Here is a 14,185-nt window from a genome sequence, read left to right on the forward strand (position 1 = left end):
GCCGCGTCCCCTCCCACCCCACCGAACGCCGGCCGCGCGACGCCGGCGCGCCGCACCCCGCGAGGAGAGGCAATGAGCGACCCCGTCAAACACGCTGCCAAGGCGTCGTCCCCCTGGTGGGCGAAGGCCATGGTCATCAGCGGATCGATGGTCATGGTGGTCGCCGGCGGCGGCGCGATCGCCGCCCAGGTCAGCCTCAACCTCGTCAACAACTCCGTGAACCAGGAGGACCTCCTCAGCGACCAGCGGATCGAGGTCGAAGAGGGCGCCGACATCGTCGGCCCCCTGAACTTCCTGGTCCTGGGCACCGACGAGCGCGTCGACGCCGGCGGCGAGGCCCGCACCGACGCCGACATCATCGTCCACGTCAACGAGGACCTCACCCAGGTCTCCATGATCTCGCTGCCCCGCGACCTCCTCGTCGAGATCCCCTCCGGCGTCCCCGCCGACCAGACCAAGCTCACCGAGGCGTTCGCCTACTCCGAGGACTGGGGCGAGTCGTTCCAGAACACCGCCGAGACCATCACCCACCTCACCGGCGTCAAGTTCAACGGCGGCGCGATCGCGAACTTCGAGGGCTTCCTCGACATGGTCGGCGAACTCGGCACCATCGAGCTGTGCCCCTGGCACGACATCACCTCCATCCACACCGACAAGACGTTCGAGGAGGGCTGCGCCGAGTACAACCAGGAGGACGCCCTCGACCTGGTCCGCCAGCGCTACGGCTGGGACTCCGACGAGGACTACGCCAACGGCACCTGGGGCGACTTCGGCCGCCAGAAGATGCAGCAGCAGGCCATCAAGAAGATCCTCGAACGCGCCAAGGAGCAGGGCTACGCGACCGACCCCACCAAGGCCGTGAGCCTGCTCAGCAGCTTCGGCGACGCCCTCACCCTCGACATCGGCGGCTACGACCTCATCGACATGATCACGCAGATGCGCGACATCGACCCCAACGAGATCCTCTCCATCGGCACCCCCTCCTCCGAGGGGAACGTCAACGGCACCTCGTACGTCCTCATCCACGAGGGCACCGAGGAGGAGGCCGCCTCCGAGGCCCTGTGGGAGGCGATCGGCGACGACACGCTCAACGAGTGGGCCTGCGAGTACCCCGAGTGGCTCAGCGGCGACTCCCGCCCCGACTGCACCACCGCCAGTGAGACCTCCTCGCCTAATCCCTCCGACGACGTGACCGAGGCCGCCGATTAGGCTGTCTCCCATGCAACCGGGCCACGTTACCGAAGCGTTATACAGATGTGATGACGCTGACCCGACCTTTGGAGAGGCATGGCTGGTAAGAGCGGCGCGCCCTGGTGGGCGCACCTGATGATGTACGCGGGCGGACTGACCCTGGTCGTCGCCGGCGGCGCGGCCGCGGTCGCCCAGATCGCGCTCAACACCGCGAACAACGCCATCGAACCAGAGGACATCCTCGGCGACAACCGGGCCGAGATGGACGTGGAGAACATCGAGGGCCCCCTCAACATCCTCGTCCTCGGTGTCGACAAGCAGGGCGGCTCCACCCGCTCCGACACCATGATCATGGTCCACATCAACGAGGACCTCACCGACGTGTCGATGGTCTCCCTCCCCCGCGACCTGTACGTCGAGATCCCCGACTGCGGCCCCGACTGGGGCAACAACACCTGCATGCAGAAGCTCAACCACGCCGCCTCCATCAGCGACGACTGGGACGTGACCCGAGCCAACGTCGTCGAGACCATCTACAACCTCACCGGCGTCGAGTTCCACATGGGCGCCACCGTCGACTTCGAGGGCTTCATGGACCTCGTCGACCTCGTCGGCTCCGTCGAGCTGTGCCCCTGGCACGAGATCACCTCGATCCACGGCGACAACCGCGTCTTCCCCGAAGGCTGCAACGACTACAACAAGGAAGAGGCCCTCGACCTCATCCGCCAGCGCTACCCGTGGGACCACCCCGAGGACTACGAGAAGGGCCTGTGGGGCGACTACGGGCGCCAGGCCATGCAGCAGCAGGCCATCAAGGCCCTCATCACCGAGCTCAAGGCCGACGGCTACCACAAGGACCCCACCAAGCTCACCGAAGTCCTCACCGGCCTCGGCGACAAGCTCACCCTGGACCTCCCCGAAGGCCTCACGGTCACCGACCTCGCCGTCAACCTCCGCGACATCAACCCCGGCGACATCACCTCCATCCGCGTCCCCGCCACCTCCCAGGAGACCGACGTCGGCTCCTCCGAGGTCATCGCCGAAGGCGAGCAGCAGATCGCCGCCGACGCCCTGTGGGACGCCCTCCAGGACGACACGATGGACCAGTGGATCGCCCAGTACCCCGAATGGGTCAAGCAGACCGGCAGCACCGGCGCCGACACCGAGACCGCGCCGACCGAGACCGCCTCGGAGGCCACCGGCTGACCCGGACCGGCCTCACCAGCCGTGCAACCGGACGGCGTCACCGCAGCGTCATCGATGTGGAAGACGCCGACCCCGGATGCGGAGACCCATGCCTGGCAAGAGCGGCGCGCCCTGGTGGGCGCACCTGATGACGTACGCGGGCGGACTGACCCTGGTCGTCGCCGGCGGCGCGGCCGCAGTGGCCCAGTACGCCGACCAGACCGCGAACAACGTGGTCCCCGAGGAGGAGATCCTCGGCGACGCGCAGGCCGAGGTCGACGCCGAGCGCATCGAGGGGCCCCTGAACATCCTCGTCCTCGGCGTCGACAAGCAGGGCGGCTCCACCCGCTCCGACACCATGATCATGGTCCACATCAACGAGGACCTCACCGAGACGACCATGGTGTCGCTGCCCCGCGACCTGTGGGTCGAGATCCCCGACTGCGGCCCCAACTGGGGCGACGGCCCCTGCGAGAACAAGATCAACCACTCGGCGTCGATCTCGGACGACTGGGAGGTGACCCGCCCGAACGTGGTGCAGACGATCTACGACCTCACCGGCGTCCAGTTCCACCTCGGCGCGACCGTCGACTTCGAGGGCTTCCTGGACCTGGTGGACATGGTCGGCGAGATCGAGCTGTGCCCCTGGCACGAGATCACCTCGATCCACGGCGACCACCGCGTCTTCCCCGAAGGCTGCGCGTACTACGACAAGGACGAGGCCCTCGACCTCATCCGCCAGCGCAAGGGCTGGGGCTGGGACTCGGACTGGGCGGAGGGCCGCGGCGGCGACTACGGGCGCCAGGCCATGCAGCAGCAGGCCATCAAATCGCTCATCACCGAGCTCAAGGCCGACGGCTACCACAAGGACCCCGCGAAGCTCACCGAAGTCCTGGAGAGCTTCGGCGACTCGCTGACGATCGACAAGCCCGAGGAGTGGAGCATCACCGACCTCGCGGTGAACCTGCGCGACGTCTCCCCCGACGACATGGCGAGCATCCAGGTGCCGTCGACGCCCGACGTGACCTACATGGGCGGCGAGGAGGTCGACATCGTGATGACGCACGACGGCGAGGAGCGGACCGCCGCCGACGCGCTGTGGGAGGCGCTCCGCAGCGACACCCTCGACCAGTGGATGACCCAGTACCCCGAATGGGTCAAGAGCGCCCCCGAGGCCGACACGACCGGCGAACCCGACGACGGCGCCGAGAGCACCGACTGACCGAGAGAGCACGACGGGGGCCGCCCAGTCGGGCGGCCCCCGTTCTCGCCCCGTTCTCGTCTGTGGGCTACCCGGCGGCCGCGGCCTCCTCCGCCTCGTCGACCTTGTTCCACTCGGGCTTGGAGGACTGCCAGCCGTCCTCGTTGTGGCCCAGGCGCCAGTAACCGGAGACCGACAGGCGCTCGCGCGGAACCTCGCGGTCGAAGCGCAGGTAGCGGCGGATCTCGCGGACGAACCCGGCCTCGCCGTGCACGAACGCCTGCACCGCGCCGCCCGGGAACTCGAAACCGCGCACGGCCGCGACCAGCCGCTCCCCCGCGCGGCCCTCGCCGCGGTGGAGCCAGGTGACGCGCACGTCCCCCGCGGACTTGAACTGCTGCTCCTCGTCGGGGCCCTCGACCTCCACGAACACGTGGGCGCGGGCGCCGGGCGCGAGGCGCTCCACGGCCGAGGCGATGGCCGGGAGGGCGCTCTCGTCGCCGGCGAGCAGGTGCCAGTCGGCGTCGGCGGCGGGAGCGTAGCCGCCGCCGGGACCGGCGAAGCGCAGCAGCGTCCCCGGCTTCGCGTTCGCGGCCCAGGGGCCGGCGACGCCCTCGTCGCCGTGGTAGACGAAGTCGATCCACAGCTCGCGGGCGGCCGGGTCCCAGCGCCGCACCGTGTAGGTGCGGGTGACGGGCCACTGCTCGCGGGGGAGCTCCTCGCGGATCCTGCCGAGGTCGAACGGCTCGGGGTAGGCGACGCCCTCGACGGGGAACTGGAGCTTCAGGTAGTGGTCGGCGAACTCCCCGCACTCGAAGTCCGCGAGGCCCTCGCCGCCGAGGACCACGCGGATCATGTGCGGCGTGACCTGCTCGGTCCGCAGCACTTCGGCGGTCGTGACCTTCGGGGTCCTGCGTCCTCGACGTTCAGCCATCTGGGCTCCTCGGATTCGCGGCTCGCGCATCTGCCGGGCGAGGCCTGCGAGCCGTCGATCGGCCCCGCCACGGGAAGAGAGCTTAGGTTTCCCTAACTATCACATCCTCAGTTCTAGCGCGTTTCCTGGGACGCCGCCCGGTCCGCGGTCGCCACACCCGGCGCGCAGGCCCTCGGGGTACCCGGAAACCGGGGCGGACCCACCGCGGCACCGAAAGTTATCCACACCCCCGCCACCAGCTAAAACACCACTAGTGCCCAAAGTTATCCACAGGCGGAACATTCGCCCTTGGCATCCGTTACCGGACATGTGATGGTTGATGGAAAAAAGAGGTCGGTTCCGCCGGTGGTGCAGGTGGAAGTGCGGGTCGGCCTACCGGTGCCTGTGGGACCGGCGGCAGTAGTGGGAATCCCGGGAGCCGCCCCCGAAGACCGCGCGCGGGTGCATCCGCGCGCGGCTCCTGCAAGCACCACATGCCTCGCGAGGCAGATCGCGGGCGCACCGGCAACCAGCCGGTGCGCCCGCACCACACACACACCAACCGGCCCCGCCCGACTCCATGGAGCAGGGCCCGCCGGGGCTCAGTCGGGCCGGGGGCTCACGTCCCGCATCACCGACCGCAGCAGCGGCCGCGACACGGCGCCCGCGGCGACGACCGCGGCGAACCCGAGGACGAGCGTGGCCCCCAGGATCAGGGCGCCGCTGACGTCGAAGCCCATGGCGCCGATGAGCGGGGCGGTCAGGAGCATGCCCGTGGCGATGGACGCCCCGCCGAGGATGCCCAGGGGCAGCAGGGTCTCCTGGCGCCGGGCCTGGTCGAGGACCCGCTGCGGGGTCCCGGCGAGGTGGAGCAGGCGGTAGGTCTGGCGGCGGTCGAGGACCGAGCCGATCGCGCTGATCGCCGCCGAGACGGCCGCGGTCGTGAACACCACCGCGAGGACCACGGTCACCCCCACGCGCACGCTGCCGACGAGGCGGTTGGACATGATGCTGGAGTCGATCTCGCGTTCGGGCGGGTCGCCGGGCAGGACCGCGGTCATGGCGCTGCGGACCTCCTCCAGTTCCGCCCCGGTGGTGGTCGCCTCGATGACCGCGGCACCCTCGTCGGCGGTGAGGTAGCCGCTGCTGTCCACGACCGCGACCTCGGCGCTGTCGCCGAGCGCCGTGCCGAGGCTCGCGGCGAGGGACTCGGCCTCGCCCTCGGGGACCATGGCCGCGATTCGCTCGGTGGCCTGCGTGCTCGTGTCGGTCACGATCATCGGGAAGAGCGCGACCGACCCGGCGATGAACCCGGCGATGGCGACGCCGGCGACGGTGCGCCAGGCGGCCTTGGGGTCCTCGGCGAGGCGCCGGGCGGCGAGCAGCCGCTCCGGGCCTCTGGCGGTGCGCGCCAAGAGGTTCCCGAGCCGCTGGACGACCCAGGGCCCGACGAGGTTCACGGCCGCGAGCGTCGCCGCGAACAGGGCCACCAGGACGGCGACGACGATCATGTCGCCGCTGACGCCCTGCGAGACGACGACGAACAGGCCCGCGAGGACCACGAAGACGACCACCCGGATCGCGCGGAGGCCCTTGGGCTTCACCCGGCGGGCGACGCCGAGGGGGCTGATGACGACGCTGCGGAGCCCGATGAGGGCGGACACGGCGACCAGGACCGGCACCGCGAGGGCGACCGCGATCATCCACGGGGCCCCGGCCCACAGGTCCGCGACGTACCAGCGGCCGCCGTCGATCGGGATGAGCGCGACCAGCGGCGTCACCAGCATCCACGCGGCCGTGCCGGCGACCGCTCCCGCGGCCGCGGCGAGCACGGTCTCGATGAGCGTCAACCGCATCACCTGGCCCGGTGTCGCGCCGATGAGGCGGAGGGTCGCGAGTCGCTCGTCCCTTCGGGACACGGTGAGGCGCGCCGCGGCCGCGCCGAACACCGCCGCGGGCACGGCCATGAGCACCGCCGCGAGGACCATGAGGATCATGTAGAAGCCGTAGACGGCGTTGGCCGTGCCGCCCTCGAAGCCGTCGAACGCGCGCGGCGAGACCGCGTCGGCGTTGAACCGCTCGGTGGTCATCACCGGGTCGTCGGCGGCCCGCCCGACCACGGCCACCAGTTCGTTCGGGTGCGCGAGGGCCTCCTCGCCGATCTCGCCCGCGACCTCGACGTCGCCGTAGCGGGCGAGGAAGTCCGATTCGGGCACGTCGGCGAGCAGGTCGGCGGCGGCCGGGGAGAGCCAGACCTCGCCGGGGGCGGGGAAGGCGTCCAGCCCCGGCGGGACGGGGGCGTCGCCGAGGGAGGCCAGGTCGACGCGGGTGACCGTGTCGCCGCTGAAGTGGTCGGCGGCCGTGGCGATGAGCGCCGAGCCCGTCCCGGCGGCCTCGTCGGGGGCGCGCCAGGCGGTGCGGTCGGCGCGCTCGTCGAACGCGAAGTTCCCGGCGACCGCGAACTGGAGCAGCAGGGTCGCCACCGCGACGGCGAGCGCGGTGAGCCCCGTGCTCAGCAGGGCGCTGCGCCCGCCCAGGCGGGTCAGGCGCCAGGCCAGCTCGGTCATCGCCACACCTCCGCGACCGGTTCGTGCCCGAACGGGCCGCCGTCGGCGCCCGGCCCGCGGCCGGCGGCCCGGCCGTCCGCGAACAGGTCGGGTCCGGCGTTGGCGCCGTCGCCCGTGCGGGGCGTGCCGCTGAGGCGTCCGTCGCGGATCTCGATCGTGCGCGTGCACCGGGCGGCGATGCGCGGGTCGTGCGTGACGACCACCAGGGCCGCGTCGAGCTCCTTGACCGTGTCGAGCAGGACGCCCATGACCTGGTCGCCGGTGGCGCGGTCGAGCGCGCCGGTCGGCTCGTCGGCGAACACGACCGCCGGGCGGACCACGAGGGCCCGGGCCAGGGCGACCCGCTGGGCCTCGCCGCCCGACAGCTCGCCGGGCCTGCGGCCCTCCTTGCCCTCCAGGCCGAGGCGCCGCAGTTCGGCGCGGGCCGGTTCCAGCGCGGCCTTGCGCGAGGTGCCGCCGAGCATGAGCGGCAGTGCGACGTTCTCCTCGGCGGGCAGTTCGGGCAGCAGCTGCCCGAACTGGAACAGGAACGCGAACCGGGTGCGCCGCAGGTGGCTGCGTTGGCGTTCGGAGAGGGTGTCGATGCGCTCGTCGAACAGGCGCACCTCTCCGGAGTCGGGGCGCATGATGCCGGCCAGGCAGTGCAGGAGGGTCGACTTGCCCGAGCCGCTGGGCCCGGTCACGGCGACCGATTCGCCGGGGCCGATGCCGAAGTCGACGCCGTCGAGGGCCGGTGCGGTGCCGAAGCGCTTGGCGAGCGAGCGGGCGGTGAGCATGGGGGGCCTCATCGGCGGGCCTTGCGCTGGTGCGAGACGAAGGGCAGGGCCGCGCCTGCGATGAGGAACGCGGCCATGAGCACGAGGCTCACGGCGGTGCTGATCTCCAGGAATCCGTTCATGCGACCAGCTTCGCCGGGGGCGGGGGCCGTCCGCTTCGGCTCGCCGACCGGTTTCGGGCCGGGTGGGTCGGCCGTTCGGCCGAGGCCCGTTCCAGGGCGGTTACCGTCGTGGCATGACCGTCACCTCCGCCACGCCCGCCGCGCGCACCTGGGGCGACCGGTTCAACCGGCTCACGATGCGCCTGCTGAAGATCGGCATCGTCTCCCTGCTGCTGCTGATCCTGGTGGTCGAGATGGCGTCGCACATGCAGGGCGAGCGGCCGCCGATGTACTCAGGGGTCGCGTGGGCGCAGTTCGCGACGTCGCTGTTCGCGATCGGCGTGTACGTCTGGTATCGCCCCGGCCGCAAGCGCTGGATCGCGGTCGCCGCGGTGGCGTCGCTGGCGGCGACCGGTATCGACGCGGCCGTCGACCAGGTCGAGCGCGGCGTGGGCACGGCTGAGCTGCTGGCGTTGGGGCTGCTCATGCTGTTCGCGGTGCGCCACTGGGATGCCGTGCCGGGCCGGTGGGTCGCGTTCGTGACGGGCACGGCGGTGATGGTGATCGGGTTCCGCATGTTCGCCGGCGGCCTGGGGGCGGCCTGGATCGGGGGTACGGCGCTGATCTTCATGGCGATGACGACCGTCATCGGGTTCGGCGCGTACCTGCGCAGCATGGACAAGCTGCGGCGGGAGACGCAGGAGGAGGTTCGCCGGGCCGAGCGGCTGGAGCTGGCCCGGGAGATGCACGACTTCGTGGCGCACCACGTGACGGGCATGGTGGTGCTGGCGCAGGCCGCGCAGGTGACGGACACCGATCCGCGCAGGGCGTTCGCGGACATCGAGGAGGCGGGCCTGTCGGCGCTGGCGTCGATGCGGCGGATGGTGGGGATGCTGCGCGGCGCGGACGGGGCCGGGGCGAACCCGCTGGGCGACCTGTCGCAGATCGAGGACCTGGTGGAGCGGTTCAGCCGGGAGGGGACGGACGCGTCGTGCTTCATCTCGCCGGAGCTGGGCGACGGCGTGGCCCCGGAGATCGCGGCGACGGCGCACCGGGTGGTGCGGGAGGCGCTGACGAACGTGCGCAAGCACGCGAGGGACGCGGCCCGGGTGCGGGTGGTGGTCGCGGCGGCGGGCGGCCAGGGCCTGGAGGTGTCGGTGCGCGACGACGGCCGTCCGGCGAAGGGCCGCCTGTCGGACTCGGGTGCGGGGCTGGGCCTGCTGGGGTTGGCGGAGCGCGTGGAGGCGGTCGGCGGGCGGCTGCGGGCGCAGCCGCGTCCGGAGGGCGGTTGGGAGACCACGGCGTGGCTGCCGCGCGTGCCGGAGGCGCCGGCCGAGTAGCGGCGGCGCGCCTTGACATGTGGAGTGGCGGCGTCGCATCATGGCCGGACAGCCGGTGCCGAGGCACCGCTTCGGGCTCGTCGTGGCCCGAATTCCCGGCGACTGACCGGGAAGCGTGTTCGGGCCCAGCGCGGTCCGATTCCCGGCGTTCGATCGGGAAACGCGACGGCCCGCGAACCGATCGCTCGGTTCGCGGGCCGTTCCGCTACTGGTGGCAGGTGCAGGATTCGAACCTGCGTAGGCAATGCCGGCTGATTTACAGTCAGCTCCCTTTGGCCGCTCGGGCAACCTGCCTCGCTGTGTAGCGAGAGCAAGAATAGCCTCCCGGGTGCGGGCGCGCGCAAGCGGGTTCTCCCCCGATGAGACCGCGTTCACTGCACCGGGCCCGTGGGGGCGCGTGCGGTGCGGCGGGACCGGGCTAAGCTTGGCGATCGCGCCCCTCGCGCCGCCCGACGCCGTGCTCCGCAACGCTGCACACCGACATGGAAGGACCGGTCTGCCATGGCTGACGCCTCGTTCGACATCGTCTCCGAGATCGACCTGGCCGAGCTCGACAACGCGATCAACCAGGCCCAGCGGGAACTGTCGACCCGGTTCGACTTCCGCGGCACCGGTGCGGGCGTCGAGCGCAGCGGCGACGAGGCGGCCGTGATCTCCGCGGAGACCGAGGACCGCGTGAAGGCCGCGCTCGAGGTGCTCAAGGAGAAGCTGATCAAGCGCGGGATCTCCCTGAAGGCCCTGGACGCGGGCGAGCCGCGCCAGTCCGGCAAGGAGTCGAAGATCGACGTGGCCTTCAAGCAGGGCATCTCGACCGAGGACGCGAAGAAGATCGGGAAGATCATCCGCGACGAGGGCCCCAAGGGCGTGAAGCCGCAGGTCCAGGGCGACAAGCTGCGCGTCACCGGGAAGAAGCGGGACGACCTCCAGGAGGTCATCGCGCTGCTCAAGGGCAAGGACCTGGAGGTCGCCCTCCAGTTCACGAACTACCGGTAAGCCGATGATGGACGTCACATGGGTCAACGTGCTCGCGCTCGCCCTGTTCGTGGTGGGCGGCGGCCTGGTCGCGGTCATGGTGGTGGTGACGCAGCGCTCCTACAAGCGGGACGAGCGGACCGAGCACTGGGTGCAGTACCCGACCGCGAAGGGCGAGGTGCCCGTGGTGCCCCCGCAGCCGGGCGTGTGGGCGGTGGTCGTGGACGACGCCGGCCGCAAGCCGATCCAGGTGATCAAGGAGATCCGGGCGCTCACCAGTCTGGGCCTGGTGGAGGCGAAGCGGCTGGCCGACCACACGCCGTCGACGGTCCTCTCCGGGGTCGACCACGCGGCGGCGAGCGTCGCCTACCGGGTGCTCGTGAACGCCGGCGCGACGGTGCGGCTCACCGAGGTCGCCCCGTCCGGGGACGCCGCCCTCGCGGGCGCCGACGCCGCGCCGGCGGGTGTCGACCTCGACCCGGGGGGCACGTACACGGTGGTCGTGGACCACGCGGGCCCCAAGGTCATCCAGGTCATCAAGGAGATCCGGGCGGTCACCGGCCTGGGCCTGGTGGAGGCGAAGCGGCTGGCCGACCACACGCCGTCGACGGTCCTCTCGGGGGTCGACCGCGACACCGCGACCGCCGTCCACGGCAGGCTCGCGCAGGCCGGCGCGGTCGTGCGGGTCGCCGAGGCCTGAGCCCGCATCCGGGCGGGCCCGTCTCCGGGTTAGGGCGCGAGCCGGTGCGTGAGCCCGGTGTGGCGCTTCCCGGTGCCCGCGGTGCGCACTGCGGCCGCGAGGGCCTGCTTGGAGCCGACGAGGACCACGAGCCGTTTCGCGCGGGTGATCGCGGTGTAGATCAGGTTGCGCTGGAGCATCGTCCAGGCGCTGGTGGTCACGGGGACCACGACCGCGGGGTATTCGCTGCCCTGCGAGCGGTGGACGGTGATGGCGTAGGCGTGGACGAGCTCGTCGAGTTCGGTGAACTCGTAGTCGACGTCCTCGTCCTCGTCGGTGCGGACGGTGAGGGTCTGGTCGACCGCGTCGATGGAGCTGATGAGCCCGACGGTGCCGTTGAAGACGCCCGCCTTGCCCTTCGTGTAGTTGTTGCGGATCTGGATGACCTTGTCGCCCAGGCGGAAGACCCGTCCGCCGTGGCGGCGTTCGGGGAGCCCGTCGTGGGCGGGGGTCAGGGCCTCCTGGAGGCGCGTGTTGAGGTTCCCGGCGCCGGGCCCGCCGCGGTGCATGGGCGCGAGGACCTGGACGTCGCGCACGGGGTGGAGCCCGAACTTCGCGGGGATGCGTCGGGCGACGATCTCGACCACGCGGTCGGCGACGAGGTCGTTGTCGTCGCACGCGAACCAGAAGAAGTCGGGGTAGGCGTCGAGGTCGGGGAAGCGCCCCTGGTTGACGTTGTGGGCGTTGGCGACCACGCCCGACTCGGCGGCCTGGCGGAAGATCCGGGTCAGGCGGACGCGCGGGACCGCCTCGGCGGCGAGGAGGTCGCGCAGGACCTCGCCGGCGCCGACGCTCGGCAGCTGGTCGACGTCGCCGACGAGCAGCAGGTGCGCGCCGGGCGGGAGGGCCTTGACGAGCTTGTTCGCGAGGATCGTGTCGAGCATGGAGGACTCGTCGACGACGAGCAGGTCGACGTCGAGGGGGTTGTCGCGGTCGTAGGCGGCGTCGCCGCCGGGGCGCAGTTCGAGCATCCGGTGGAGGGTGCGGGCCTCGTGGCCGGTGAGTTCGGCGAGGCGCTTCGCGGCGCGGCCGGTGGGCGCGGCGAGCATGACCTTGGCGCCCTTGGCCCTGGCGAGGGCGACGATGGAGGCGACGGTGAAGCTCTTGCCGCAGCCGGGTCCGCCGGTGAGCACGGCGACGTGCTCGGTGAGCGCGAGGCGGACCGCCGCGGTCTGCTCGGGGGCGAGTTCGGTGCCGGTGCGCCCCCGCAGCCACGCGAACGCCTTGTCCCAGTCGACGTCCGCGAAGGCCGCGAGCCGGTCCTCGCCGCCGCGCAGGAGGCCCAGGAGGCCTGCGGCGAGGCCGCGTTCGGCGTGGAAGAACGGCGCGAGGTAGCGGGCGGGGACGCGCGAGTCGTTGACGGGGATCTCGTCGGCGATGACGCGTTCGCCTGCGGCGGCCAGCTCGTCGAGGGCCTGCGCGACCGGCCCGGCCTCCAGGCCCAGGAGGGCGACGGTGTCGGCGACGAGGTTGGGGGCGGGCAGGAAGCAGTGGCCGCCGTCGGAGGCCTGCGAGAGCGTGTACTGGAGGGCGGCCTTGATGCGCTCGGGCGAGTCGTGCGGGATGCCGACGGCGCGGGCGATGGCGTCGGCGGTCTTGAACCCGATCCCCCACACCTCGTTCGCGAGGCGGTACGGCTCGTTCTTGACCACGCCGATGGAGGCGTCCCCGTACTGCTTGTAGACGCGGACGGCGAGGGAGGTGGAGACGTCGACGGACTGGAGGAAGACCATGACCTCCTTGATGGCCCGCTGCTCCTCCCAGGCGGCCGCGATCGACTTGGTGCGCTTGGGGCCGAGCCCGGGGACCTCGATGAGCCGGGCGGGGTCGGCGTCGATCACCTCGAGGGTGGCGGTGCCGAGGTGGGCGACGATCTTCGCGGCGGTCTTGGGGCCGATCCCCTTGATGAGGCCGGAGCCGAGGTAGCGCTCGATGCCTTGGACGGTGGCGGGCAGGACGGTCCGGTAGGAGCGGACCTCGAACTGGCGGCCGTACCTGGGGTGGCTCGTCCAGCGGCCGGTGAGCGACAGGGACTCGCCGACCTGCGCGCCCAGGAGCGGGCCGACGATGGTGACCAGGTCGGAGGAGCCCTTGGCGGGGCTGGCGCGGGCGATGGTGTACCCGGTCTCCTCGTTGGCGTAGGTGACGCGTTCGAGCACCGCCTCGAGTTCGACGGCGTGGACGGGGGCCTGGTCGGCGCCGGTTCGGGGTTCGGCCATGGTCCGATGCTAGACGGGGGGTGCGTCACTCGTTTCGTCCTCATTGTCCGGCGCTGTTCGATACGGGGCGGGCGGGTCCGCGGGCGCGATGCCGCGCGGGGCGCATGCGGGGCGAAAGGGCGCGAAGGGGCGGTGCGATGTCGGCGGGAGAGCATATCGGTGGATTGTCGGGCCCTGCCGGTACCGTGGGGGCATGAGCGAGCGATGGTTTGAGGGGCCCCTGCTGGGGTTCGACACCGAGACGACCGGGATCGCCGTGGACCGGGACCGGATCGTCCAGGCGGCCTTGGTGACCGGCGAGGGCGCCCGGGTGTGGCTGATCGACCCGGGGGTGCCGATCCCGCCGGGGGCGACGCGCGTCCACGGGATCACCGACGAGCGGGTCCGGGAGGAGGGCGCGGCGCCGGCCGAGGCGCTGGCGGAGGTCGCGGAGCTGCTGCGCGCGGCCGTGAACGCCGGGGTGCCGGTGGTGGCCTTCCGGGCGGGGTTCGACTGCACCATGCTGTCGTACGAGTTGGAGCGGCACGGGATCGAGCAGCCCGACTGGGAGCGGATGGCGGTCGTCGACCCGTCGGTGCTCGACAAGCGCGTCGACCGCTACCGCAAGGGCAAGCGGACCCTGGGCGCGACGGCCCTGCACTACGGGGTGGCGCACCAGGAGGCGCACTCGGCGGCGGGCGACGCCGCGGCGACCGTGGCGCTGGCGCGGGCCATCGGGTCCATGCACCCCGAGGTCGGGGACGTCACGCCGCAGGAGCTGCACCTGTCGCAGGTGCGCTGGCACGCGGAGGACGCGGCGAGCCTGGAGGCGTACTTCCGCCGCAAGGGCCGGGAGGAGACCGTGGAGCGCCGCTGGCCGCTGTGCCGCTGAGCCCCGCCGCGGGGCCTCGCGAAGCGGCCCTCCAGTGCTCAAGGCCGAAAGCCGTCCCTGGCCCCCGCCCGCCCAGAGGGGATCGCGGGGCCCGCCGCGATCGTGGCGGC

At 71.9% G+C, this 14,185-nt stretch carries 11 protein-coding genes and 1 tRNA gene; 7 read left to right on the plus strand and 5 right to left on the minus strand.

The annotated features are described in order from the left end of the window. The first annotated feature begins 72 nt into the window (after positions 1–72). From LO763_RS12355 to LO763_RS12365, 3 genes are all read left to right on the plus strand, one after another. Positions 73–1,209: an LCP family protein gene (locus LO763_RS12355; protein ID WP_304608817.1), complete on the plus strand. Its 1,137-nt coding sequence runs from the start codon at positions 73–75 to the stop codon at positions 1,207–1,209. Between the two features lie 78 nt (positions 1,210–1,287). Continuing rightward, the gene (locus LO763_RS12360) at positions 1,288–2,397 is read left to right on the plus strand and encodes an LCP family protein (protein ID WP_230602476.1); all 1,110 of its coding nucleotides are present in this window, start codon (positions 1,288–1,290) and stop codon (positions 2,395–2,397) included. 88 nt (positions 2,398–2,485) lie between these two features. Beyond that, positions 2,486–3,598 carry an LCP family protein gene (locus LO763_RS12365; RefSeq protein ID WP_230602478.1) on the plus strand — a complete coding sequence of 371 codons (1,113 nt, stop codon included), beginning with the start codon at positions 2,486–2,488 and terminating at the stop codon, positions 3,596–3,598. 67 nt (positions 3,599–3,665) lie between these two features. On the opposite strand, the gene LO763_RS12370 is transcribed toward LO763_RS12365, so the two are convergent. From LO763_RS12370 to LO763_RS12380, 3 genes are all read right to left on the minus strand, one after another. Then, complete coding sequence (locus LO763_RS12370; RefSeq protein WP_230602479.1) at positions 3,666–4,511, minus strand: siderophore-interacting protein; 846 nt, start codon at positions 4,509–4,511, stop codon at positions 3,666–3,668. 581 nt (positions 4,512–5,092) lie between these two features. Continuing rightward, positions 5,093–7,057, minus strand: a complete 1,965-nt coding sequence (locus tag LO763_RS12375) for an FtsX-like permease family protein (RefSeq protein WP_230602481.1) — start codon at positions 7,055–7,057, stop codon at positions 5,093–5,095. Then, positions 7,054–7,845, minus strand: a complete 792-nt coding sequence (locus LO763_RS12380) for an ABC transporter ATP-binding protein (RefSeq protein WP_230602483.1) — start codon at positions 7,843–7,845, stop codon at positions 7,054–7,056. Before LO763_RS12380 ends, LO763_RS12375 begins: the two co-directional genes overlap by 4 nt. A gap of 223 nt (positions 7,846–8,068) precedes the next feature. On the opposite strand from LO763_RS12380, the gene LO763_RS29395 reads away from it, so the two are divergent. Continuing rightward, positions 8,069–9,274, plus strand: coding sequence for a sensor histidine kinase (locus LO763_RS29395; RefSeq protein WP_304608818.1), 1,206 nt, complete (start codon positions 8,069–8,071; stop codon positions 9,272–9,274). 209 nt (positions 9,275–9,483) lie between these two features. Here LO763_RS29395 and LO763_RS12390 read toward each other — a convergent pair. Beyond that, positions 9,484–9,568: transfer RNA gene (locus tag LO763_RS12390), tRNA-Tyr, on the minus strand. Positions 9,569–9,775: 207 nt separating this feature from the next. Between LO763_RS12390 and LO763_RS12395 the strand changes: the two genes are divergently transcribed. Together LO763_RS12395 and LO763_RS28940 are read left to right on the plus strand one after the other, a co-directional pair. Continuing rightward, on the plus strand, positions 9,776–10,267 hold the full coding sequence (locus tag LO763_RS12395; protein ID WP_230602485.1) for a YajQ family cyclic di-GMP-binding protein: 492 nt from the start codon (positions 9,776–9,778) through the stop codon (positions 10,265–10,267). 4 nt (positions 10,268–10,271) lie between these two features. Next, a complete protein-coding gene (locus LO763_RS28940; RefSeq protein WP_255672278.1) occupies positions 10,272–10,946 on the plus strand; it encodes a ribosomal protein L7/L12 in 675 nt (224 codons plus the stop codon). A 29-nt stretch (positions 10,947–10,975) separates the two neighbouring features. Here LO763_RS28940 and recD2 read toward each other — a convergent pair whose 3' ends face one another. Further along, the gene (gene recD2, locus LO763_RS12410) at positions 10,976–13,204 is read right to left on the minus strand and encodes an SF1B family DNA helicase RecD2 (RefSeq protein WP_230602487.1); all 2,229 of its coding nucleotides are present in this window, start codon (positions 13,202–13,204) and stop codon (positions 10,976–10,978) included. A gap of 193 nt (positions 13,205–13,397) precedes the next feature. Here recD2 and LO763_RS12415 point away from each other — a divergent pair, with 193 nt between their 5' ends. Further along, positions 13,398–14,075 carry an exonuclease domain-containing protein gene (locus LO763_RS12415; protein ID WP_230602489.1) on the plus strand — a complete coding sequence of 226 codons (678 nt, stop codon included), beginning with the start codon at positions 13,398–13,400 and terminating at the stop codon, positions 14,073–14,075. The last annotated feature ends 110 nt before the right edge of the window (positions 14,076–14,185 follow it).

The organism is Glycomyces amatae (assembly GCF_020991375.1).
Taxonomy (GTDB): Bacteria; Actinomycetota; Actinomycetes; order Mycobacteriales; family Micromonosporaceae; genus Glycomyces; species Glycomyces amatae.

Excerpts from the sequence above, each read along its gene's own strand:
- LO763_RS12415 (WP_230602489.1), top strand. The coding sequence starts at position 13,398 with ATGAGCGAGCGATGGTTTGAGGGGCCCCTGCTGGGGTTCGACACCGAG.
- LO763_RS12375 (WP_230602481.1), bottom strand. The coding sequence starts at position 7,057 with ATGACCGAGCTGGCCTGGCGCCTGACCCGCCTGGGCGGGCGCAGCGCC.
- LO763_RS29395 (WP_304608818.1), top strand. The coding sequence starts at position 8,069 with ATGACCGTCACCTCCGCCACGCCCGCCGCGCGCACCTGGGGCGACCGG.
- LO763_RS12370 (WP_230602479.1), bottom strand. The coding sequence starts at position 4,511 with ATGGCTGAACGTCGAGGACGCAGGACCCCGAAGGTCACGACCGCCGAA.
- LO763_RS12360 (WP_230602476.1), top strand. The coding sequence starts at position 1,288 with ATGGCTGGTAAGAGCGGCGCGCCCTGGTGGGCGCACCTGATGATGTAC.
- LO763_RS12355 (WP_304608817.1), top strand. The coding sequence starts at position 73 with ATGAGCGACCCCGTCAAACACGCTGCCAAGGCGTCGTCCCCCTGGTGG.
- LO763_RS12365 (WP_230602478.1), top strand. The coding sequence starts at position 2,486 with ATGCCTGGCAAGAGCGGCGCGCCCTGGTGGGCGCACCTGATGACGTAC.
- LO763_RS28940 (WP_255672278.1), top strand. The coding sequence starts at position 10,272 with ATGATGGACGTCACATGGGTCAACGTGCTCGCGCTCGCCCTGTTCGTG.
- recD2 (WP_230602487.1), bottom strand. The coding sequence starts at position 13,204 with ATGGCCGAACCCCGAACCGGCGCCGACCAGGCCCCCGTCCACGCCGTC.
- LO763_RS12380 (WP_230602483.1), bottom strand. The coding sequence starts at position 7,845 with ATGAGGCCCCCCATGCTCACCGCCCGCTCGCTCGCCAAGCGCTTCGGC.
- LO763_RS12395 (WP_230602485.1), top strand. The coding sequence starts at position 9,776 with ATGGCTGACGCCTCGTTCGACATCGTCTCCGAGATCGACCTGGCCGAG.